24 protein-coding genes are annotated in these 21,808 nt (G+C 64.9%); 13 read left to right on the forward strand and 11 right to left on the reverse strand.

Annotated elements, in window-relative coordinates; all coding sequences use genetic code 11:
• Positions 1-4 precede the first annotated feature (4 nt).
• The 3 genes from AC58EF_RS04025 to AC58EF_RS04035 are packed head-to-tail and all read left to right on the forward strand — an operon-like array spanning position 5 to position 1,526.
• The gene (locus AC58EF_RS04025) at positions 5-409 is read left to right on the forward strand and encodes a hypothetical protein (RefSeq protein ID WP_497274713.1); all 405 of its coding nucleotides are present in this window, start codon (positions 5-7) and stop codon (positions 407-409) included.
• On the forward strand, positions 406-1,173 hold the full coding sequence (locus tag AC58EF_RS04030) for a HesA/MoeB/ThiF family protein (RefSeq protein ID WP_497274715.1): 768 nt from the start codon (positions 406-408) through the stop codon (positions 1,171-1,173). Before AC58EF_RS04025 ends, AC58EF_RS04030 begins: the two co-directional genes overlap by 4 nt.
• Complete coding sequence (locus AC58EF_RS04035; protein ID WP_497274717.1) at positions 1,161-1,526, forward strand: DsrE family protein; 366 nt, start codon at positions 1,161-1,163, stop codon at positions 1,524-1,526. Before AC58EF_RS04030 ends, AC58EF_RS04035 begins: the two co-directional genes overlap by 13 nt.
• A gap of 3 nt (positions 1,527-1,529) precedes the next feature.
• Here AC58EF_RS04035 and AC58EF_RS04040 read toward each other — a convergent pair whose 3' ends face one another.
• The 6 genes from AC58EF_RS04040 to AC58EF_RS04065 all read right to left on the reverse strand — a co-directional run bounded on the left by AC58EF_RS04040 (position 1,530) and on the right by AC58EF_RS04065 (position 5,329).
• The gene (locus tag AC58EF_RS04040; protein WP_497274719.1) at positions 1,530-1,712 is read right to left on the reverse strand and encodes a hypothetical protein; all 183 of its coding nucleotides are present in this window, start codon (positions 1,710-1,712) and stop codon (positions 1,530-1,532) included.
• Between the two features lie 61 nt (positions 1,713-1,773).
• A complete protein-coding gene (locus tag AC58EF_RS04045; RefSeq protein ID WP_497274721.1) occupies positions 1,774-2,853 on the reverse strand; it encodes a M48 family metallopeptidase in 1,080 nt (359 codons plus the stop codon).
• 3 nt (positions 2,854-2,856) lie between these two features.
• Entirely contained in the window at positions 2,857-3,939 is a 1,083-nt protein-coding gene (locus AC58EF_RS04050) for a YjgN family protein (protein ID WP_497274971.1), read from the reverse strand.
• A 76-nt stretch (positions 3,940-4,015) separates the two neighbouring features.
• Entirely contained in the window at positions 4,016-4,207 is a 192-nt protein-coding gene (locus AC58EF_RS04055) for a helix-turn-helix transcriptional regulator (protein ID WP_497274723.1), read from the reverse strand.
• Complete coding sequence (locus AC58EF_RS04060; protein ID WP_497274725.1) at positions 4,204-4,794, reverse strand: hypothetical protein; 591 nt, start codon at positions 4,792-4,794, stop codon at positions 4,204-4,206. Before AC58EF_RS04060 ends, AC58EF_RS04055 begins: the two co-directional genes overlap by 4 nt.
• 79 nt (positions 4,795-4,873) lie before the next feature.
• The gene (locus AC58EF_RS04065) at positions 4,874-5,329 is read right to left on the reverse strand and encodes an ExbD/TolR family protein (protein ID WP_497274727.1); all 456 of its coding nucleotides are present in this window, start codon (positions 5,327-5,329) and stop codon (positions 4,874-4,876) included.
• A gap of 174 nt (positions 5,330-5,503) precedes the next feature.
• Between AC58EF_RS04065 and thrS the strand changes: the two genes are divergently transcribed.
• From thrS to AC58EF_RS04085, 4 genes are all read left to right on the forward strand, one after another.
• On the forward strand, positions 5,504-7,486 hold the full coding sequence (gene thrS, locus AC58EF_RS04070; RefSeq protein WP_497274973.1) for a threonine--tRNA ligase: 1,983 nt from the start codon (positions 5,504-5,506) through the stop codon (positions 7,484-7,486).
• 130 nt (positions 7,487-7,616) lie between these two features.
• Positions 7,617-8,150 carry a translation initiation factor IF-3 gene (gene infC / locus AC58EF_RS04075; RefSeq protein ID WP_497274728.1) on the forward strand — a complete coding sequence of 178 codons (534 nt, stop codon included), beginning with the start codon at positions 7,617-7,619 and terminating at the stop codon, positions 8,148-8,150.
• Positions 8,151-8,735: 585 nt separating this feature from the next.
• Positions 8,736-9,953 carry an MBL fold metallo-hydrolase gene (locus AC58EF_RS04080; protein ID WP_497274729.1) on the forward strand — a complete coding sequence of 406 codons (1,218 nt, stop codon included), beginning with the start codon at positions 8,736-8,738 and terminating at the stop codon, positions 9,951-9,953.
• A 64-nt stretch (positions 9,954-10,017) separates the two neighbouring features.
• Entirely contained in the window at positions 10,018-10,446 is a 429-nt protein-coding gene (locus AC58EF_RS04085; RefSeq protein ID WP_497274731.1) for a GFA family protein, read from the forward strand.
• An 8-nt stretch (positions 10,447-10,454) separates the two neighbouring features.
• On the opposite strand, the gene AC58EF_RS04090 is transcribed toward AC58EF_RS04085, so the two are convergent.
• The 3 genes from AC58EF_RS04090 to AC58EF_RS04100 form a co-directional block, all read right to left on the reverse strand.
• Positions 10,455-10,961 (reverse strand): DUF3617 domain-containing protein, encoded by a 507-nt coding sequence (locus tag AC58EF_RS04090; protein ID WP_497274733.1) that lies wholly within the window; start codon positions 10,959-10,961, stop codon positions 10,455-10,457.
• A gap of 70 nt (positions 10,962-11,031) precedes the next feature.
• Complete coding sequence (locus AC58EF_RS04095; protein WP_497274735.1) at positions 11,032-11,313, reverse strand: HNH endonuclease; 282 nt, start codon at positions 11,311-11,313, stop codon at positions 11,032-11,034.
• Between the two features lie 87 nt (positions 11,314-11,400).
• Complete coding sequence (locus AC58EF_RS04100) at positions 11,401-11,940, reverse strand: DUF3617 domain-containing protein (RefSeq protein ID WP_497274736.1); 540 nt, start codon at positions 11,938-11,940, stop codon at positions 11,401-11,403.
• 246 nt (positions 11,941-12,186) lie between these two features.
• On the opposite strand from AC58EF_RS04100, the gene AC58EF_RS04105 reads away from it, so the two are divergent.
• The 3 genes from AC58EF_RS04105 to uvrB are packed head-to-tail and all read left to right on the forward strand — an operon-like array spanning position 12,187 to position 15,752.
• Positions 12,187-13,113 (forward strand): LysM peptidoglycan-binding domain-containing protein, encoded by a 927-nt coding sequence (locus AC58EF_RS04105; RefSeq protein WP_497274738.1) that lies wholly within the window; start codon positions 12,187-12,189, stop codon positions 13,111-13,113.
• 22 nt (positions 13,114-13,135) lie between these two features.
• On the forward strand, positions 13,136-13,528 hold the full coding sequence (locus tag AC58EF_RS04110; protein ID WP_497274975.1) for a hypothetical protein: 393 nt from the start codon (positions 13,136-13,138) through the stop codon (positions 13,526-13,528).
• A 40-nt stretch (positions 13,529-13,568) separates the two neighbouring features.
• The gene (uvrB, locus tag AC58EF_RS04115) at positions 13,569-15,752 is read left to right on the forward strand and encodes an excinuclease ABC subunit UvrB (protein WP_497274740.1); all 2,184 of its coding nucleotides are present in this window, start codon (positions 13,569-13,571) and stop codon (positions 15,750-15,752) included.
• Positions 15,753-15,764: 12 nt separating this feature from the next.
• On the opposite strand, the gene AC58EF_RS04120 is transcribed toward uvrB, so the two are convergent.
• Complete coding sequence (locus tag AC58EF_RS04120; protein WP_497274742.1) at positions 15,765-16,172, reverse strand: SPFH domain-containing protein; 408 nt, start codon at positions 16,170-16,172, stop codon at positions 15,765-15,767.
• Positions 16,173-16,190: 18 nt separating this feature from the next.
• A complete protein-coding gene (gene pip, locus AC58EF_RS04125; RefSeq protein ID WP_497274976.1) occupies positions 16,191-17,132 on the reverse strand; it encodes a prolyl aminopeptidase in 942 nt (313 codons plus the stop codon).
• 113 nt (positions 17,133-17,245) lie between these two features.
• On the opposite strand from pip, the gene AC58EF_RS04130 reads away from it, so the two are divergent.
• The 3 genes from AC58EF_RS04130 to AC58EF_RS04140 all read left to right on the forward strand — a co-directional run bounded on the left by AC58EF_RS04130 (position 17,246) and on the right by AC58EF_RS04140 (position 21,804).
• Positions 17,246-18,004 (forward strand): class I SAM-dependent methyltransferase, encoded by a 759-nt coding sequence (locus AC58EF_RS04130; protein ID WP_497274743.1) that lies wholly within the window; start codon positions 17,246-17,248, stop codon positions 18,002-18,004.
• A gap of 54 nt (positions 18,005-18,058) precedes the next feature.
• Positions 18,059-18,727 carry a 2OG-Fe(II) oxygenase gene (locus AC58EF_RS04135; protein WP_497274745.1) on the forward strand — a complete coding sequence of 223 codons (669 nt, stop codon included), beginning with the start codon at positions 18,059-18,061 and terminating at the stop codon, positions 18,725-18,727.
• Positions 18,728-18,975: 248 nt separating this feature from the next.
• Complete coding sequence (locus tag AC58EF_RS04140; RefSeq protein WP_497274977.1) at positions 18,976-21,804, forward strand: TonB-dependent receptor; 2,829 nt, start codon at positions 18,976-18,978, stop codon at positions 21,802-21,804.
• Positions 21,805-21,808 lie beyond the last annotated feature (4 nt).

The raw sequence follows: 21,808 nt of genomic DNA on the forward strand, positions 1-21,808 counted from the left end.
TGCGATGACGATGCTGCTTTCGCTGATGCTGGCTGCTGCGCCGGTGGCGGCGACCGCCCCGCCCATGCCCCAGGATCTGAGCAGCGTCCCCGTCATCGACGGCTGGCTGGGTCGGAAAATCTCGCCGCGCTGGTCGGAGGATGTGGCCCGCCTCTACCGTCGCGGCGAATGCAGCGGCGCGGTCAATCAGGAAGGATCGCAGCTGCTGGAGATCGACATGCTGTTCCTGCTGTCGGGCGAGGGCAAGCCGCTGAAGATCGCGCCGGTCAACGTCCGCTGCCTGGAGGTGGAGAAGTTCGTGAGCGGGCGCATACTCGGCACGCTGCGCAATTCCTTCCCCAAAAGTGGAGCGGCCGAGCCGCGCTGGATGCGTTCGCAGGTCCGCTTCCTCTGGTCCGATGCGCCGTGACGCTCACCGACGACCAGCTTGAACGCTATGCCCGGCATATCGTCCTCAGGGAGATTGGCGGGGCGGGTCAGGCGCGGCTGCTGGGCGCCGATGTCGCGGTGATCGGCGCGGGCGGCATCGGCAGCCCGGCGATTCTCTATCTGGCGGCGGCCGGGGTCGGCACGATCCGCGTGATCGACGATGACGCGGTGGCCCTGTCCAACCTGCAACGCCAGATATTGTTCGGCACCCCCGACATCGGCGCGCCCAAGGCCGAGGCCGCGATGGCGGCGGTGGCGCGGATCAATCCCGACGTGAAGCTGATCCCCATCAACGCCCGGATCGATGCCGCCAATGCCGAGCTGATCCTGCGCGAGGCGGATGTGGTGCTGGACGGCTGTGACAATTTCGACACCCGCCTTGCGGTCGCCGATGCGGCGCAGCGGCTGCGGATTCCCCTGGTGTCGGCGGCGGTCGGCCCGTTCGAAGGGCAGCTTTCCACTTATCGCGGCTGGGAGGACGATAAGCCCTGCTATCGCTGCCTGGTCGGCGCGCCGGAGGATGCGCCCGAGCGCAACTGCGCCGAAACCGGCGTGATCGGTGCGCTCACCGGCGCGATGGGCAGCCTCGCCGCGCTGGAAGTGATCCGCGCCCTGGTGCCCTTCGGCGCCGACATGGCGGGCAAGCTGCTGATCGCTGACCTCCTGTCCATGCGCTTCCGCACGCTCGACGTCGCGAAGGACCCCGCCTGCCCCGCCTGCGCCGTGGAATTATGCGTCCCCTGAGGATCGTCGTCGCGACGGCGGACGCGGAACGGCTGCGCGGCGCGCTGGTGCTGGCGGCCGCGCAGGCCGCGCTGGGGGCCGATGCGGCGCTTTTCCTTCAGCTCGATGCCGTGGCGCTGTTGCGCGCGCCGATCGCCGCCCCGCGGGATGACGCCCATCGGGCGGCGGGATTGCCGGTGCTGGCGGCGCTGCTCGACGATGCGCTGAGCCTCGGCGTCGCGATTATCGCCTGCCAGAGCGGAATGGCGCTGGCGGGCCTGACGGCCGACGCACTGCCGGCAGATGTCGAAATCGGCGGCCCGATCGGTTTCCTCCAGCAGACCGGCGACGACGCGCGGCTGCTCTTTGCCTGAAAATCAGCGGATAATGGGCAAATAGTGCCACATCCGGCGCGGCGTTTCCACGCCGGATGCGGCCTGCGCCGCAGCTTCGGGCATGGCGTCGGCGCGCAGCACGGGCAACATGCCGACATGCGCGGCGCTCCAGAAAGCTACATAGCATAGGAGCGCCGTCAGCGCGTAACGCATCGCCTTCTTCATGCAGCCTCCTTTCCAGCGCGGGAAATACCGGCTCCGCACGCCAGCGGCAAGCCGCTTGGCGTCAGAAGCCCTGCCCCCAGGGCTTTGCGACATCAGGGTCGGACTTGCAGGCGCTGCGCAAGGCCCGCCACTGCGCCGCGTCCAGCGCCGGGCGATAGCGTGCATCCTTGACCACGGCCTGCTCGAATCGCTGGCGCCGGTCGGCCGAGAGCGGATGGGACGAAAGCCAGGTCATCGCCTGCTCGGCGCGGCCGGCCTTCCCCTTTCCGCCCATGCGCGCGAAGAAGGCGGCGGTGCCGGCAGGCGAAATGGCGGCGTTGCGCATCTGGTCGATCGCCACGCCGTCCGCAGCGCTTTCCGCGTCGCGGCCATAGCTCAGGGACAGGACGCCATTCAGATAGCCGCCGGCATTGCCGCCAAAGCCCCCCAGCACGACGCTGAGGCCGAGCTGACGCACCAGGCCGGTCAGCGTATCGCGATGGCGGACATGGCCCAGCTCATGGCCCAGTACGCCCGCCACCTCATCGGCCGATCCGGCCTGCTGCACCAGCCCGTCGAACAGGATGATCCGTCCGCCCGGCAAGGTCACGGCGTTGACCAGCGGGATATTGGCCAGCGCCACCTCGCGCGCCTCCCCCTTGGGATCGATCCGCGCCACCAGCGCGCGCAGCGCGGCGTCGCCCGCCGGGGCGCGGCAGAAACGGCCGCCGAAATCCCCGACCATGGCGTCGCCCATCCGGTTTTCCCACGCCCTGGGGATCAGCGGCGCGATGACGCCGGGCGCTTCGGCGGCTCCCCAGATCACCAGCGCGGCGATGAGGGTGAAGGCGCCCGCCGCCGGCCAGAAGCCGAATCGGTCGATCCAGCGGCCGTAACGCTCGCCCCTGGGCAGGTGCGCCACAATCTCCGGCGGCGCCTCACCGGAAAAGCCCATGCGCCAGCCTGGCACATCCTTGTGCCCGAAGGCGGTGCGCCCGCCCTCGGCGCCGATCATGGTCAGCGCGGACCAGGCGACAGGCTCCCCGGCCCAGCCGCTCTCCGGCTCCTCCAGCCGGAACCGGCCGTCGCCCGCGCCGACCAGCAGGACATGGCGCCGCACCCCGCTCCGGCCGTCATAATGCCACAGGCGAAAGTCGCTCATGGCTCAGAAGGCGCCGACGTCCAGCGCGTCGAGCAACCCTTCGCCATGGCGCGCGGTCTTCGTCTGCGATTGGGTGAGTTCGTCGGTATAGATCTCGCCGGTCACGCCCATATGGGTGATGAAGAATTTCCAGTGCCGATATTGCAGGAAGATCGCCCCGATCCCCAGCGTGCAGATGACGAGCGCCATATCGCCCAGGAACAGCAGCAGCCATTCCCGGGTGCGCGCGTAGAAATGGAAATTCAGACCCGACAGCGACAGTCCGTCGACCGCGACGCGGAAGAATTTGGCGTAGAAGGCCAGCGCGATCAGGCCGAGCGCCAGATAGAAGGCGATGGGGATCAGCGCGATCATCAGGATCACGCCGACCGGCGGCGGCGTTCCCTGTTCCAGCCGCGGCATCATCGGGAAAAGCCAGATCGCCGCGAAGGCGCCGATGGCGACGAGGATGAAGGGCAGCAGATAGAAAAGCAGGAACCGCTTGAAGGTCGGCCGATAGTCGCCCGCCGATTCGAACATGTGCGGGCCGAAACTCATCTTGTTCCAGCGCTCGTTCCACAGCGACATCATCGACCAGGGGATGAGCAGGCCCAGCGCCAGGCTGCCGGCCATGCTCTTTCCCATATAGGACAGGCCATAGCCAAAGCCCGGATCGTCGCTGCCACCGCGAATGCCGTGCCACCAGGTGCGGCTGAGCCGATAGCGCAACGCCCGGAAGCGCGCGAGGCCCGCCATATAGAAGATGACGAAGAAGGCGATGATCGACAGGATAGCCGCCAGTCCGCCCCGCCCCTGCAACACCAGCGCCTGTGCGCCGAACTGGAGGAAGAGGAAGGGCAGGCCGATCAGCAGCAGCACCATCAGGAAGCCGATGAACAATTCCTTGCCCGTGCCGGTCCATTCCAGCCGGTCGTCGATGAAGCGGGTGTTGGCCCACAGATAGCGCCGCGTCCGCGTCGTCGCCCAGAATCGATAGATGCCCAGCGTCACGATCGTCAGCAGCAAATTGGTGAAGGCGATCGGCGCATAATCCCGCCAGTCGCCTTCGAAGGCGAAACCGCCGCGCCCGACCTGTTCCTCGTCCATATCCATAGGACCCCCCAGACATATTCCCCGGCATCACCAGACAGGGAAGCGCTCTGATGGTCAAGCGGGCAACAGCCTAATCGCGCAGGAAAATCTCCTCGATCGCCAGTTCGAACAGGTCGGCGATGCGAAATGCAAGCGGCAGCGAGGGATCATATTTGCCGGTTTCGATCGCATTGACGCTCTGCCGGGAAATGCCGAGGTGAACCGCCATATCGCCCTGGCTCCAGTCCCGCTCGGCCCGAAGCAGCTTCAGCCGATTCTTCATGCGCGCAACCAATTGAAACAGCGGGACAGGCCGATCGCGATCGCGAAAACCGGAATGGCGACCCAGGCCGGAACATGCGGCACCAGCCCGAATTGTTCCAGAAACCCCCAGACGGTGGCCGTCACCAGCAGGACGCCGGTCCCGAAAAGCGCCGACTGCGCCAGCTTCATGCGAAGATATTCGTCATCCTCCTCCACCAGCAGGCGCGCCATCGCCCAGACCATGGCAAGCGCACCGATCGATGGAAGAAGCCCGAGTCCCCACAGCAGGACGTCCGCCGGATGCCAATTCTTATAGCCATAGACCGCAACGAACAGGCCGATCGTATAGATCAGGCTGCCGGCAATCATCCGCCGGTTATAGCGCTGCATTGCCGAGGACAGATTTCCCTTCGCACGCGCGAAACGCTCTAACGCGAGAACGAAGGGGATGATCATCGCCGTGCCCAGCAGCATGACGGCGAGCGAACCGGCCCAGCCCAGATCGAAGCGGCGAACGACCAGCCCCGCGCCGATCATCGCCACGCAGAAGGCCAACGCCCAGACAAGGAGAAAACGCCGCTCAAAGAGCGATCGAGCGATCATCATGGTCAAGCCCCTTTTACAATAAGTAAAGGATCATTGACAGGACCATCGCTCGAATGTCAAGTGTCATTGACAGGCACGGTCAGAAGCCCGCGTAACGCTCGTTGCCGATGAAGCCTAATTTGGTCACGCCCGAAGGCTTGATGTCGGCCAGCACCTCATCGACCGTCACGTAACGGGCGGCCGCATCCGGCTGGAACTGGAGTTCCGGCTCGACCGACAGGCGCAGCGCGGCGGCCAGATAGCGGCGCAGGGTCAGCCGGTCGACCGCCGCGCCGTTCCAGCGGATCACGCCGTCGGCATCAATCGTCACCTTGTTCTTGACCGGATCGGGACGAGGCAGGCTCGTTTCGATCGGCCCCTGTGGCAGGTCGACGCCCACGCTGTGCGTCTGGATCGGGATGGTGATGATGAACATGATCAGAAGCACCAGCATCACGTCGATCAGCGGCGTGGTGTTCATCTCCGCCATCGGCGACACCTCCATCGACAGCGCTTGCCCAGAGCGCGATTGGGGTCTTGCGAAGCTCAAAGCCATAAAGTCCCTCCTGACGCTGAAATATGATATATCAGCACATGAAACATGCTTGTAACGCCGAAGCTTGGCAAGCGCCCTTCTATTGACAGTGCGGGCGGCCCATTTAAGGGGAAGGCGCGGCTTTTTCGCGCCGCGCAACCTGCCATTTTCACAGAAAGACCCCCCGTGTCCGCCATGCTCAAGATCACCCTGCCCGATGGTTCCGTGCGTGAAGTCGCGCCCGGCACTACCCCGGCGGACATTGCGGCGGCGATCGGGCCGGGTCTGGCCAAGGCCGCCATCGCCGCGCGCGTCGATGGCGAACTGCGCGACATCGGCCGGCCGCTGGAGCAGGACGCTAGCCTTGCCCTCGTGACGGCGAAGGATGAGGCCGACGCGCTGGAACTGGCGCGCCACGATTTCGCCCATGTGCTGGCCGAAGCGGTGCAGGCGCTGTTCCCCGGCACGCAGATCACCTTCGGCCCCGCGACGGACGACGGCTTCTATTACGACTTTGCGCCGGCCGAGCGGCCCTTCACCGAGGAAGACCTGCCCGCGATCGAGGCGGAGATGCGCAAGATCATCGCCGCCGACAAGCCCCTGCGCCGCGAAGTCATCGCCCGCGACACGCTGATCGCCCAGTGGGAAGCCGCCGGCGAGACGTTCAAGGCGCAATGGGCGGCCGAACTGCCGCAGGGCGAGGAACTGACCGTCTATCATTCGGGCGACGGCTGGTATGATATGTGCCGCGGCCCGCACCTCGCCTCTACCGGCAAGCTGGACCCGGCCGCCTTCAAGCTGACCCGCGTGTCGGGCGCCTATTGGCGCGGCGACCAGAAGAATGCGATGCTCAGCCGCATCTACGGCACCGGCTGGCTCAACAGGAAGCAACTGGCCGAACATCTGACGCGGCTGGAAGAGGCCGGCAAGCGCGACCATCGCAAGCTGGGCGCGGAGATGGACCTGTTCCACCTCCAGCAGGAAGCGCATGGCAGCGTCTTCTGGCATCCCAAGGGCTATCTGATCTGGCGCGAACTGGAAGCCTATATGCGTCGTGCCATCGACGCTGCGGGTTATCGCGAGGTGAAGACGCCGCAGGTGATGGATGCGCGCCAGTGGGAGCAGTCCGGCCATTGGGGCAAATATCGCGAAAATATGTTCGTCATCCCCGACGAAGTGCCCAACGTCGCGGACGAAGGGCCGCTGGTGTCGGACGATGCCGACTGGATGGCGCTGAAGCCCATGAACTGCCCGGCGCATGTCCTGATCTTCCGCCAGGGGATCAAAAGCTATCGCGACCTGCCCTTGCGCTTCTACGAAAATGGCTGTTGCCACCGCAACGAGCCGCATGGCGCGCTGCACGGCCTGATGCGCGTGCGCCAGTTCACCCAGGACGACGCGCACATCTTCTGCCGCGAGGACCAGATCGTCGAGGAAGTCCGCGCCTTCTGCGCGCTGGCCGATCGCATCTACAAGGATTTCGGCTTCACCTACTCGATCAAGCTCGCGCTGCGCCCGGACAAGCGCTTCGGCAGCGATGAGATGTGGGACAAGGCGGAAAATGAACTGCGCAATGCGGTGGCGGCGGCGGGCCTCAACACGCAGGACTATGGCTGGGAGGAACTGCCGGGCGAAGGCGCTTTCTACGCGCCCAAGCTGGAATGGCATCTGACCGACGCGATCGGCCGCACCTGGCAGGTCGGCACGATCCAGTCGGATCGCGTGCTGCCCGAACGACTCGACGCCAGCTACATCGGCGAAGATGGCGAACGCCACCGCCCGGTCATGCTCCACCGCGCGATCTTCGGCAGCTATGAACGCTTCATCGGCATATTGATCGAACATTATGCGGGCAAATTCCCGCTCTGGCTGGCGCCGGTGCAGGCGGTGGTCGCGACCATCGTGTCGGACGCGGACGATTATGCCAGGGACGCCGTTGCAAAGCTGCGCGCCGCGGGAATCCGTGCCGAACTCGACATCCGCAACGAGAAGATCAACTATAAGGTGCGCGAACATTCATTGGCGAAAGTGCCCAACCTGCTGGTCGTCGGCCGTCGCGAGGCAGACGAGGGCACGGTGGCGCTGCGCGAACTGGGCAAGGAGGGGCAGAGCGTGATTTCGCTCGATGCCGTCATTGCCCGTCTTGCAAAAGAGGCGCAGGCACCCGATATGCAGTGAGGCAGAAATGCCGCAAGGGTGCGTGATTCCGTTACGGCGGTGTTACGCACCCCTTTCGGCTTTGCGCAAAAGCCGCTAAGAGCCGTCCGTTTTTGAAACGACCGTAGGAGATATTGCTATACGTCCCCCGATGATGCGCCGCCCGATGGCGCCGCCGCCGAAATCCGGCCCCCGTTATAACGAGTTCATCAACGTGCCCAAGGTGCGCGTGATCGATGATGAAGGCGAGAATCTCGGTGTGATGTTTACGCAGGAGGCGATCGAGCAGGCCTATGAGATCGGCCTCGATCTCGTGGAAGTCTCGCCCAACGCTGACCCGCCGGTCTGCAAGTTCCTCGACATCGGCAAGTATAAATACGAAGCCCAGAAGAAAGCGAACATCGCCCGCAAGACCCAGAAGACGCAGGAGATCAAGGAGATCAAGATGCGTCCGAACATCGACGATCATGATTATGATACGAAGATGAAGAAGGTCCATGACTTCATCGGCGACGGCGACAAAGTGAAGATCACCCTGCGCTTCCGTGGCCGCGAACTCAGCCACCAGCAACTGGGCATGAACCTGCTCCAGCGCGTGGCCGAGAATGTCGCCGAAGTCGCAAAGGTCGAAGCCTATCCGCGCATGGAAGGCCGCCAGATGCTGATGGTGCTCGCGCCGAAATAAGCACGCCGCGCCCCTGGAAAGTGACGCTTGTCGGGCGGGGTCTGCAAGAAGACCCCGCCCGTTTGTTTTTCTTGAAGGAAGTTTCGGCCAGGAGCGGACATGTTCCCCCTCCCGCTGGCGGGAGGGGGCTAGGGGGTGGGCTTAGCGCAACGCGGCAATAGCCCACCCCGCTGCGACTAAATTCCCCCGGCACAAGGCCGGGGCCACTAAGTCTCGCTGCCCCTCCCGCCAGCGGGAGGGGAATGAAATGACGACAGTCCGCAACCCACCCTTCTCGTCATGCTGACGAAAGTCAGCATCCAGGGTTGCGCAGAGAGACTCTGGATCCCGGCATCCACCGGGATGACGGAGTTGGGCATGGTCCGCACTCCACCCATCTCGTCATCTCCGCGAGATCGGGTGCCAACTTGTCGCCGGCGCGCTGGTCGCATCGGGGGAAGGCCCCGGCCCGAGGCCGCCCTGTAGGGCGCGGGAAGGACGATGGGAATAGCCACATGGTTATCCACAGCCCGCTCTCCCTATCCTCGCCCCTTGCCCCGCCGCCGCCTTGCGCTATGTCGCGAGGGTCAGCAGCGCGGGAAATATATGGGTCGCCTTGTCAGTATCATCCGGGGCGCAGGGATCGCGCTGCTGTTCCTGGTCATCATGCTGTGCCTCGCGATCACGGTCATTCCCCCCTTTCTCGACCGCATCTATTATGAAGGGCCGGCCAGCCGTCACTATGACGGCGCACATTTCTTCAATCCCGATGGCGCGATCGAGACGCCCGCGCCGCCGGGGACGAGCCGGCAGGGATTTTTCGCGCGCTGGTTGCTGGGCGCTGACGACCGGCCGCGCTGGCCCGAGGCGATCGCGGTCAGGCCCAGTCGCCCCGCTCCCTTCGCCGCGCCGCGCGGCATGGTCGCGACCTGGGTCGGCCATGCGACCGTGCTGGTGCAGGCGGCGGGCCTCAATATCCTTACCGATCCGATCTGGTCCGATTACGCCAGCCCATTGCCGCCGCTTGGGCCGAAGCGGGTGGCGCAGCCCGGCATTCGCTTCGACGACCTGCCCAGGATCGACCTGATCCTGCTCAGCCACAATCATTATGATCATATGGACCTGCCCACGCTGAAGCGGCTCTGGGAACGGGACCGGCCGAAGATCGTCACCAGCCTGGGCAACGACAGGATTCTGAAGCGCGCGGGCATCCCCGCGACGGCGCTCGACTGGGGGCAGTCGGTCAGTGGCGCGGCGCTCAACGGCCTGGCGCCACAAGCCGTCATCCAGTGCGGCAATTACGAACATTGCCCTGACTATCAGGTGCATGTGACACGCAACCATCATTGGAGCAGCCGCTGGGGCGCCGACCGCAACCGCGCGCTCTGGTCGGGCTTCGTGATCGAGACACGGGCGGGGAACATCTTCTTCGCCGGCGATACCGGCGCGGGCGACATGGGCTGGCCCTATGAGGCGCGGCGCTATGGCCCGATCCGGCTGGCGCTGATCCCGATCGGGGCCTTCCGCTTCTGGAAGGGGCAGATGCAGTCGGACGCGCATATCGGCCCGGTGCAGGCGGTGGAGTTGTTCAGGCGGCTGGGCGCATCGACCGCCATCCCCATCCACTGGGGCACATTCCGCCTGTCTTATGAGCAATGGGACACCCCGCCCCGGATGCTGGAACTGGCGCTGCGCTGCGAGGGGATAGGGCGCAAACGCTTCGCGCCGCTGCGCATCGGCCAACCGCTGCGGGTGCCCACGGTCAGCCTGGTTCCGATCGGACGCAAGGCGTGCGACGAACGGGCGCTCCGCGCGTTGGAGTGATATGCACAGCTTATCCACAGGTCGTCCACAGGCGGCCCACAGGCTTAGCACGGGAGCGCGCATCATGACGGAAAAGGTTCGACAAGCGGGACAATGTCTGTGCGGCGCGGTCCGCTTCGACGCGGTCATCGCCAGCGGGGACATGGGGGCGTGCCATTGCGCCATGTGCCGGCGCTGGACCGGCGGCATATTCCTGTCGGTCGAATGCGCCGAGATCGACATCGCCGACCCCGACGCGATGGGCGTCTATGCTTCGTCCGACTGGGGCGAGCGCGGATTCTGCAAGACATGCGGCAGTTCGCTGCTGTGGCGATCGAAGGACGGCGCGCATCTCGCCGTGTCGGTGCAGGCGTTCGCCGATCCGGGCGCCTTCCCCTTCGCCACGCAGATCTTCATCGAGGAAAAGCCGGCCAGCTATAATTTCCGCGAAGAAACGCAGGTGATGACGGGTGCGGAGGTGTTCGCCGCCTTCGCGCCCGGTGGAGATGCGTAGCCGCCCCGTCAGGACGCGGCGGGGCAATCGCCTTCGCGCCTGCCGGTGAGGTCATGGGTCGTGCGCAGCACCGGCTTGCCGCCTTCCGTCTTGGTCATGGTGGCGCCCAGGGTCAGCGTGTCGGCGGTATAATTGCCTTCCACCGCGATTTCGGAGGCGCCCGCGCCGGCCTTGCAGCTCAAGGTCGCGATCAGACGGCCCTTCCGCGCCATCTTGTCCTTGTAGCTGCACTCCGTCCCTTCCTTGCCCGCGATCGCATCGGCGTCGGGCAGGCCGTCCTTGTCGATGGCGATGCAGAGCTTTTCCTCGTCTATCTGCTTCAACGCTTCCTGATATTCGGCCGGCGTGACGGTGGGCGTGTTGTAGCCGGTGGTCTTGCGGGTCAGCGCCCATTGGCCGGCTTGCATGACGACGGGCGCCTCTTCGGCTTCCGGCGCCGGCGCGGGATCGCTGCCGCACGCGGTCAGGCCAAGGGTCAGGGCCAGCGGCAGCACCGCATACCAGGTTTTTCGCATCATCCTCTCCCCTGTTCTCGGTAGGAACGGAACGGAGGCTCTACCGCTTGGCCATGAAGCGCAAGGGAAATCATCTCCGCTTGCGCGTGGGCGCGTGGAAGTCGGGCGGCCGGGCGGCAACCCAAAGAAGGAAGCGGGCTATGTCCGGCTGGGCGCGCAGCGCCTGCGGGTCCGTGTAGGCGCGGGCCAGCTCCGCATTGGTCAGCGTCGCATGGATGGTGCGGTGGCAGATCGGATGCAGCGGCGCCACTTCGCGCCCGCCCCGGCTTTTGGGCAGCGGATGATGCCATTCCACCCGGCGGCCCAGCGGCCGGTCGCAGAGCCAGCAATGGTCCGGCGGGTCAGTCGACACTGGTGACCCGAATCTGAAGTTCGTCACATTATGGGGCAGGCGCCGAACGAACTTCAGATTCATCGGGGTCACCAGCAAATATAGATTCTAATGCGCGCACTCCACGCCGATCCACTTGCCCTCCGATCGCGCGGTCATCGCCATGGTCATGTTCTGGGGGCCGCCCTCCATCTTCATGTCCATGTCCATGCTATAATGTTCGGGCGCATAGGTGCCGGACATGGTGGCGTTCATCGTGCCGCCCTGCGACTTGCAGGACACCTGCCCCTTCACCACGCCGCCCTTCGCCTCGAACCCGCCATAGGTGCAGTCCTTATTCTCCTGACCGGCGAACATTTCGCCGCCGGGGTTCGCGGCCTCCTCGGGCGTGACGCAATATTTGAGCGAGGTCTGGCTCATCATGCTCTTCATCTGGTCCTTCATGCCCGCGGGCGCGCCTGGCATGTTGCCAAGGTCGATATCCTTCACGGTGAAGCGGCCTTCCCACTGGCCGGGCTTGAGCTGCACCTTGTCGACCTGCGCCTTCACCTCCGCCCGGCTCATGGCGTCGGTGGCGGCGATGTCGCCGGTCTTGTCGCCGGCCTTGTCGCCGCAGGCGGCCAGACCCGCCGTCAGAACCGCAAGCATCAAGACTGTCCGGCGCATCGTCATCCTCCCTGTTTCCCTGCCCTTGTCCGACCATAACAGCGCCGCGCGCCGGTTCAATGACATGGGATAAAAGGAATAAATGTTCTTGATTTGTTCTTAATGATATGCTAAGCGCAGTCCGAAACTTTGGGGGGAGTTTTGATGCAGCGGACGATATCGGGCGAGCTGACGGCCTTCGGCCTCTATCTTCGTACCGGGCGCCGGGCCGCGCCAGCCGCGGTCGAGGTGAAGTTCAACCCCTGGCATGACGAGGAGAATGGGCGCTTCACCTTCACGGGACAGGGGCGCTATTTTGGAGCAGGCGCCGGCAAGGCCGGTCCCGCACGAACGCAGACTGGAGCCAGCCCGCGCCCCGACGGGGCGGACAGACGCAGTCGTTCGAGCCAGGGCGATGCGCTGGATCGCAGAAGCAATCGCGCGGACCATCCGGACAATTATGCCTTTTATACGGTGCAGCGGGGGGATTCGCTGTCCGGCATCGCTGCGCGGCGAAAGGGGCTGACCGCGCGCGATCTGGCGTGGCTCAACCGGCAATCGCCCGATCAGCCACTCAGGGTGGGACAGCGGATCAAGCTGCCGCATCAGGCCTATCTGGATAGGGGGCGCAGCGCGAAAAACAAGTTCCTCGCTCTCGCGCATTACCTGGACACCCATGGCGGCAAGCTGCCGCCGAACGTGGCCGAACCGCCGTCGCTGTGGAGTCAGATTCTGGGTGCGGATTGGAGGCGGGAGACGAAGAATGGCTATGACTTTCACATCGACGCGATTGCGCGGCCAAGGGAGATCATCGCCGAACTCACAAATGGTCCGATGGCAAAACGCTCGCAACGAGCCCCGGCTCAGGCGGGTCGGCCAGATCGCCGGGCAAGCGATGATGGCGGCCATTTCATCGCTGCTCGCTTCAACGACCCCGGCGACAGCTTCAACCATTTCGCCCAGGATCGGAATTTCAATCGTGGCGTCTACCGCGCCATGGAGGATGGATGGGCTAAGGACTTGCGCGCAGGAAAGACAATCATCGTCGACATCGTGCCACTATATGAGGGACAATCAAAACGCCCCTATCGAATCCACGTTACGTGGCGTGTCAACGGCAAAGAACAGTTCAGGGATTTCTCGAACGAAAGGAAAGGCAAGCCTCGTGGCCGATAAATTTGATGAACTCGGGCCTCTCATGAACGAGATTGGACTCGAATTGGTGGAATTGGTCGGTGGAGATGCAAACGGTATCTTTCTTTATGTGGAGATCGGCGACGGTTGGGTCAGCCCTAGCATCTTCAAGGACGAAGGTAATGTAGTGCGCTATTATAACCCCCGTGACACGAGTTTGAGCGATATGCTCTGGGAGGCTTGGTATCTTGAACCGGATGAACCGAACATGCGCTGGTCGGTTCTGGAATATGTCATTCAAGACAAGAAATTCCACGTCAGCATGAAATATCCCGAGGAAGTGAATGTGGACGTCGTCGACGACGAGCGGCGTGAAGCCGCCCTGCGCGCCCGCTTCGGCGACAAGCCGGTCGTCTATCCGCCCCCGCCCAAGGGCGCCTTCGAACTGAAGCCATAAGCCCGATTGCGCCTTCGATCAAAGAACCCATATTCGCCTTATGTCGATTCAGATCCGCACCACGCTCGATGAACCGGAAACCGGCGCAGGTTTCGTCCCGCATCGTCCTGCCCGCCCCGAAAAGAGCGAGGGTGGCCGCCCCTTCACGCTGGTGAGCGACTATGAACCGTCGGGCGACCAGCGCACGGCGATCCCCGAACTGGTCGAGCAGGCGCTGGCGGGAGAGAGGGACCAGGTGCTGCTGGGCGTCACCGGCTCCGGCAAGACTTTCACCATGGCAAAGGTTATCGAGGCGTTGCAGCGCCCGGCGCTGGTGTTGGCGCCCAACAAGATATTGGCGGCGCAGCTTTACGGGGAATTTAAGAGCTTCTTCCCCGACAATGCGGTCGAATATTTCGTCAGCTATTACGACTATTATCAGCCCGAAGCCTATGTCGCGCGGTCGGACACCTATATCGAGAAAGAGTCGAGCGTAAACGAGAGCATCGACCGGATGCGCCATTCGGCCACCCGCGCGCTGCTGGAGCGGGACGATGTCATCATCGTCGCCTCCGTCTCTTGCCTCTATGGCATCGGCTCGGTCGAAACCTATTCGGCCATGACCTTCGCGATGAAAAAGGGCCAGATCGAGGATCAGCGCGAGATCATCCGCAAGCTGGTCGCGCTCCAGTATAAGCGCAACGATGCCGGTTTCGCGCGCGGCAATTTCCGCGTGAAGGGCGACAATCTGGAGATTTTCCCGTCCCACTATGAGGACACCGCCTGGCGCATCAGCTTCTTCGGCAACGAGATTGAGGAGATTGTCGAATTCGACCCGCTGACCGGCAAGAAGGTCGCCAGCCTCGATTATGTGAAGGTCTTCCCCAACAGCCACCATGTCACCCCCGGCCCGACGCTCAAGCAGGCGATGGAGGCGATCCGGTTCGAACTGGCGGAGCGGCTGAAGGAACTGGTGGCCGAGGGCAAGCTGTTGGAGGCGCAACGGCTGGAGCAGCGGACCAATTTCGACCTGGAGATGATCGCGGCGACCGGCAGCTGCGCGGGGATCGAGAATTATTCCCGTTTCCTGACCGGCCGCCTGCCCGGCGAACCGCCGCCGACATTGTTCGAATATCTGCCCGAAAACGCCCTGTTGTTCGTGGACGAAAGCCATCAGACCGTGCCGCAGATCGGCGCGATGGCGCGCGGCGACCATCGGCGCAAGATCACGCTGGCCGAATATGGCTTCCGCCTGCCCAGCTGCATCGACAATCGTCCATTACGCTTCAACGAATGGGATGCGATGCGGCCGCAGACGGTCAGCGTGTCCGCCACGCCCGGCCCCTGGGAGATGGAGCAGACCGGCGGCGTGTTCAGCGAACAGGTGATCCGCCCCACCGGCCTCATCGACCCGCCGGTCGAGATCAAGCCGGTCGAGGATCAGGTGGACGACCTCATCAACGAATGCCGCAAGGTCGCCGCGCAGGGCTATCGCACGCTCGTCACCACGCTGACCAAGCGGATGGCCGAAGACCTGACCGAGTTCATGCATGAGGCGGGGATCAAGGTCCGCTACATGCACAGCGACGTCGAGACGCTGGAGCGTATCGAACTGATCCGCGACCTCAGGCTCGGCGTCTATGACGTGCTGATCGGCATCAACCTGCTGCGCGAGGGGCTGGATATTCCCGAATGCGGGCTGGTGGCGATATTGGACGCGGACAAGGAAGGCTTTCTGCGCAGCGAGACTTCGCTGATCCAGACCATCGGCCGCGCGGCGCGCAATGTCGAGGGCCGGGTGATCCTCTATGCCGACCGGATCACCGGGTCGATGGAGCGGGCGCTCAACGAGACGTCACGGCGGCGCGAGAAGCAGGAGGCGTACAACCGCGAACATGGGATCACGCCGACCACGATCAAGCGCAACATCGGCGACATCATCGCCCATGTGGCGAGCAAGGATCAGGTGACGGTGGATATCGGGCTGGACGACCGCCCGCACCTCGTCGGCCATAATCTGCGCGCCTATATCGAGGATCTGGAAAAGAAGATGCGCGCGGCGGCGGCGGACCTGGAGTTCGAGGAAGCCGGCCGCATCCGCGACGAAATCCGCAAGCTGGAGGCGGAGGAGTTGGGGCTGCCGCAAGAGCAGCAGGTGGCCGCGCCGCGTGGGCGCGCCACTGAGGGCAAGCCGGGAACGCGGAAGATGCGCTATGGGAAGGTGCAGCGGAAGATGGGGCGGTAGAGAGACCTTCCCCTATTCCGCCGCGCGCGGCCTTGGCGCCAGCCTTGTGCTTTCCAGCAGCGGCAGACCGCCTTCGGTCGGCACATAGATGATGCTGGCGTCCTTGCCGTCGATCGCCTGGATCTGGAGATAGCGCAGATAGCCGTCCGGGCCGCCCAGGCTGTCCTGAAGGATGCGGTTGGCGCGCGCCGCGCCTTCGGCCCGCACGACCTCGGCGTCGGCCAGCATCTTGGCGCTTTCCAGCCGAGCCCGTGCTTCCAGCACCGCGATCTGGCGCGAGGATTGCGCCTCGGCCAGCGCCGCGCGGCCGGCCTGCTCCTTGCTATAGACATTATAGGTCGGGCATCCCCACAGCACGCCCGAAAGCGTGATGCCGAAGAGGATGACGATCCCCAACAGGCCGGTTGCAGTCAGTCGCATTCTATCCCCCCGTCCTGATCAATCCGCAAACCCATCCGTCGCCCGGATCAGCGCGTCCAATATGCCCGGCTCATTATAGGCGTGGCCCGCGCCCTCGATCATCTCGAAGCGGGCCTGCGGCCAGGCGCGGTGCAGCGCCCAGGCGGTTTCGGCCGGGCAGGCCATGTCGTAGCGACCCTGCACGATGACGCCGGGAATATCCGTCAGCCGCCCCGCGTCGCGGATCAGCTGCCCGTCCTCCAGCCAGCCGCCATGGACGAAATAATGATTTTCGATCCGCGCGAAGGCGAGCGCGAAATCATCCTCGTCGTGGGTCGCGGACAGGGCCGGGTCGGGCAGCAGGCGGATCGTCTCGCCTTCCCAAACGCTCCAGGCGCGGGCGGCGGCGACCTGGGCCGCACGGTCTTCGCCGGTCAGGATGCGGCGATAGGCCGCCACCATGTCGCCGCGCTCGGCCGCCGGGATCGGGGCGACGAACCGCTCCCATTTGTCGGGATAGATGCGGCTCGCGCCCTGCTGATAATACCAGTCGATCTCGCTCTGCCGGATGGTGAAGATGCCGCGCAGCACCAGTTCGGTCACGCGCGCGACATGCGCCTGCGCATAGGCGAGCGCCAGGGTCGAACCCCATGAGCCGCCGAACACCAGCCATTGCTCCACGTCCATCATCGCGCGCAGCCGCTCTATGTCGGCGACAAGGTGCCAGGTCGTGTTGGCGTCCAAATTGGCGTGCGGCGTCGAGCGGCCGCAGCCGCGCTGGTCGAACAGCAACACATCATAGCGCGTGGGATCGAACAGCCGGCGATGATCGGGCGAGATGCCCCCGCCCGGCCCACCATGCAGGAAGACCGCGGGCTTGGCGCCGGGGGTGCCGACCCTCTCCCAATAGACATGATGGCCATCGCCGACATCCAGATGGCCGGACGCATGGGGTTCGATCGGGGGATAGAGCGTGCGCATGGCGCCTCTTGTAGCAGTCCGAACGGTTTCGACCAGCGACTTGAAGCATCGACCATCGGCATTGAGCGCCGCGCCCACCGGGCGCATCATCCCCGCCTTCAGGAGGGACTATCATGCGCGCCTTTTCCATGCTCTGCCTTGCCGCCGCGCTGGCGGTTGCGGCCCCGGCCATGGCCGCCACCGCACCCGATTATGCCGCCGCGCTGGCGGACCCCAAACGACCGGCCGAGGCGAAGGCACTGGACGCCAGCCGCAAGCCTGCCGAAACGCTCACATTCCTGGGATTGAAGCCCGGCATGAAGGCGGCCGACATCATGACCGGCTCGGGCTATTGGGCGGAAATCATGGCCGATGCGGTGGGACCCAAGGGCAAGGTGACGGCGTTCGAGCCGAACCAATTCTATACCCAGCCCGAGGAGCAGATGAAATGGCAGGCGCTGGTCGCGCGCCGGCCCGAGGTCAAATGGGTGCGCTATCCGTTCGAGGCATTCAGCGCGCCCGCGAACTGCTTCGACTTCACCATCATCAACATGAGCTATCATGATCTCTACTGGCAGTCGGACAAATATGGCATCCCGCGCACCGACCCGGCCGCCTTTGTGAAGACCCTCTACGCCGCGACCAAGGCGGGCGGGATCGTCGGCATCGTCGATCATGTCGGCGCGCCGGGCGATACGCGGGTCATCGTGGACAAGCTGCACCGGATCGATCCTGCCGTCGTGAAGGCGGACTTTGCGGCGGCCGGCTTCGTGCTGGAGGCGGACAGCCCGCTGCTCGCCAATCCGGCGGACGATCATAGCAAGCTGGTGTTCGATCCCACCGTGCGCGGCAAGACCGACCGCTTCCTGCTCCGCTTCCGCAAGCCCAAATAATTTGACCGCAAAGCGCAGGATGACGCAGCCCCGCGCCGCTGCCATCCTGCCGCCATGGACCTGACCGATCTCGACCGCCATGGCGCGGCACGCCTGCCCGCCCTGCTCTCCCCCGACCAGTGCGCCGCGATCATCGCGCTGTGGGACGATCCTGCCGCCTTCCGCAAGGAAGTGGTGATGGCGCGGCACGGCTATGGCCGCGGCCGCTACCGCTATTTCGCCTACCCGCTGCCCCAGCCGGTCGCGGCCCTGCGCGAGGCCCTTTGGCCCATGCTGGCCGACGTCGCTAATCGCTGGGCGGCGATGCTGGGGACGGGCGACATCTATCCCGCGCGCCATGCCGATTTCCTCGCTCGTTGCGCGCTCGGCGGGCAGGACAAGCCGACCCCGTTGTTGCTGCGCTATGAGGAAGGCGATTGGAACGCGCTGCATCAGGATGTCTATGGCCCCTACACCTTCCCGTTGCAGGCGGCGATCCTGCTCTCGCGGCCAAGCCAAGATTTCAGCGGCGGCGCCTTCGTCCTGACCGAACAGCGCCCGCGGATGCAATCCCGGCCCGAGGTGGTGCCGCTGGGCCAGGGCGATGCCGTGATCTTCCCGGTGCGCGACCGGCCAGTGAACGGCACGCGCGGCGTCCATCGGGTGCAGATGCGCCATGGCGTCAGCCGGCTCCTGTCCGGCACGCGCTACACGCTGGGGATCATCTTTCACGACGCGGTTTGAGGCTTAGAGTTTACCCTGTTCAGATCGAATCAAGATAAACTCTATTTGTTTTCCGTGATTTCCGAGCCGTGAAATGTTCCATTTCACTCGAAATCACTCCAGCCAGCCCCCGTTCAGCAACCCCATTACAATTTGCGACAAATTTGTCCGGCAGATGCCAGAAACTTGCGACAAGTGGCGGCTAGACGAAGTGGGGTTCCGGTCTGTCTGTAGGGGGTTTCGTGCGTCGATCCGCGTCCGTCTTTCTGATGCCTTTCCTGCTGGGCGTCGCGCCCGGCGCGCTGATGGCGCAGGAGCAGCCCAGAGGCACCGCGCAGGAACCGGTCGATGACGGCGAGGAGATCATCGTCACCGGCCAGCCGCAGCGTGGCGCGGTGATCGGCGAGATCGAGCCGGAACAGCAATTGTCGCCCGCCGACGTCCGCGCGCTGGGCGTCACCTCCATCAACGAACTGATCACCGAATTATCGCCCCAGACCAACGGCACGCCGATTGTTCTGCTCAACGGCAAGCGCATCTCCAGCTTCGCCGAAATCCGCGACATCCCGTCCGAAGCGGTGGCGCGGGTCGATATCCTGCCCGAACAGGTGGCCCTGAGCTATGGCTATGCGCCGACGCAGAAGGTGGTGAACATCGTCCTGCGCCAACGCTTCCGCGCCGAAACGGGCGAGGTCGAGCTGGGCACCACGACCGAGGGCGGGCGCGACAATGGCGAGCTGGAAGCGGGCATATTGCGCATCCGGGGCGACAATCGCTTCACGCTGAACCTGGAATATAGCCGCGCCGCACGCCTGCTGGAAAGCGAGCGCGACATCACCACCACGCCTTCCAGCCGCCCCTATTCGCTGACCGGCAATATCACCTCCGCCACCCAGGGCATGGAGATCGATCCGGCACTGTCAGCGCTGGCCGGCCAGAGCGTGACGATCGCGAGTGTGCCCGCCAGCGCCGCCAATGGCGCCCCGACGCTCGCCGATTTCGTCGCGGGCGCCAACGCGACCGACGTCAGCGACATCACCCGCTATCGCACGCTCAGCCCCGCGACCGAGAATTTCTCCGCCAACGCGACGCTCGCCCGTGCGCTGGGCGGGGTGTCGGCGACGCTCAACGGGCGGCTGGAGCTGTCGGAAAATGATTCGCTCCAGGGCTTGTCCACGGCCGCCCTGGGCCTCGACGCGGGCAGCCCCTTCTCCCCCTTCGGCCAGGACGTCACCCTTTATCGCTATCTGGCGCAGGCTGGCGCGCTGGGGCAGCAGATACGTGGCACCACCGGCCATCTCGGTCTGACGCTGAACGGGCGGATCGGTCGCAAATGGCAATGGTCCTTCACCGGCAATGGCGACCTGTCGATCACCCGCACCCGCACCGACCGCGGCGCGTCGACCGATGCGATCCAGGCCGCGCTCGACGCGGGCGACCCGGCGGTCAATCCCTATGGCGACTTTGCGCCCGGCCTGCTCGCCACCCGCATGACCGACACGGCCCGCGCCAAGAGCCAGGCCGTGACCGCCGACCTGCTGGTCAGCGGCACGCTGTTCCATATGCCGGCGGGCGATGTCATGACCTCGATCCGGGTCGGTGGCTCAGCCAACGGCTTTGAAAGCCGCTCGACCCGGTCGGGGGCGGCGTTCAGCACCGATTACAGCCGGCAGATCGGCAGCGGCCAGATCAGCATCGACGTGCCGCTGACCAGCCGGTCGAAGGGCGTGCTGGGCGGTATCGGCGACATCGGCGTCAATGTGAACGTCGCGGCGCAGCAATTGTCGGACTTCGGCACCCTCTCGACGCTCGGCTATGGGCTGCGCTGGCAACCGGTGAAGGCGGTGCAGATCCTGGCGTCGGCCAATCAGGATCGCGCCGCGCCGACCGGATCGCAGATCACCGATCCGCTGATTTCGACGCCCAATGTCTCGGTCTTCGACTATGCCACCGGGCAAAGCGTGTTCGTGACGCAATTGTCGGGCGGCAATGCGTCCTTGCGCGAAAGCGTGCGCGACCAGTTCCGCCTGAGCGCGACGGTCAAGCCCTTCGAAAAGCCGAACCTGACGCTGACGGCCACCTATCTGAACAGCCGCACCAGCAACCCGATCGCCGCCTTCCCGACGCCGACGCCCGCGATCGAGGCCGCCTTCCCGCAGCGCTTCCTGCGCGATGCCGACGGCAATCTGTTGCAGGTCGACGCGCGGCCGATCAACTTCTTACGGTCGCAGAGCGAACAGCTACGCTGGGGTTTCGACCTCTCCATTGCGCTTAAGTCGCACATACAGAAATTGATGGAGGCATGGCGCGCATCGGGCGGCAGGCCCGAGGATCGCCCACCCGAATTGCAGGGGCTGTTCGGCAATCGAGAACGACGCCGGGGCGGGCAGGAAGGCGGCCCGCCGCCGGGCGAGGGCGGCGGCGACCGGCCGCGCGGCGAAGGCGGCAATGACGGGCCGGGGGGCCAGGGCGGGGGTCAAGGTGGCGGCCGGCCGGGCGGCGGCTTTGGCGGTCCCGGCGGCTTCGGCGGTGGACGCGGTGGCGGTGGCGGTGGCGGTGGCGGTGGCGGTGGACGCCTGAGCTTCAGCCTCTATCACACCTGGCATCTGGAGGAGAGCATCCTCATCGCGCCCGGCGTGCCGGAACTCGACCTGCTGAACGGCGACGCCACCGGATCGTCGGGCGGTCAACCCCGGCATGAGATCAGGGCGCGGATCGGCTATTCCAACAACGGTATCGGCGCGCGGCTGGGCGTCGACTGGGAAAGCGGCACCCATGTCGACGGCGCGCTGAGCGGAACGGCGGGCGGCAGTTCGCGGCTCGACTTCGGCAGCCTCGCGACCGCGAACCTGCGTATCTTCGCCAATCTGGGGCAGATGCCGCAACTGACGAGGAAGGCGCCCTTCCTGCGCGGATCGCGCGTGTCGATCGGCATCGACAATATCTTCAACCAGCGGCGCGAGGTGCGCGACGCGACCGGGGCAACGCCGCTGCGCTACCAACAGGATTATCTTGATCCGCTGGGCCGGACGATTTCGATCAGCTTCCGCAAGCTGTTCTTTCCCAATTTCGGCCCGGGCAACCGGCCGCGTGGTTAGAGCC

Source organism: Sphingobium sp. WR1, assembly GCF_059693745.1.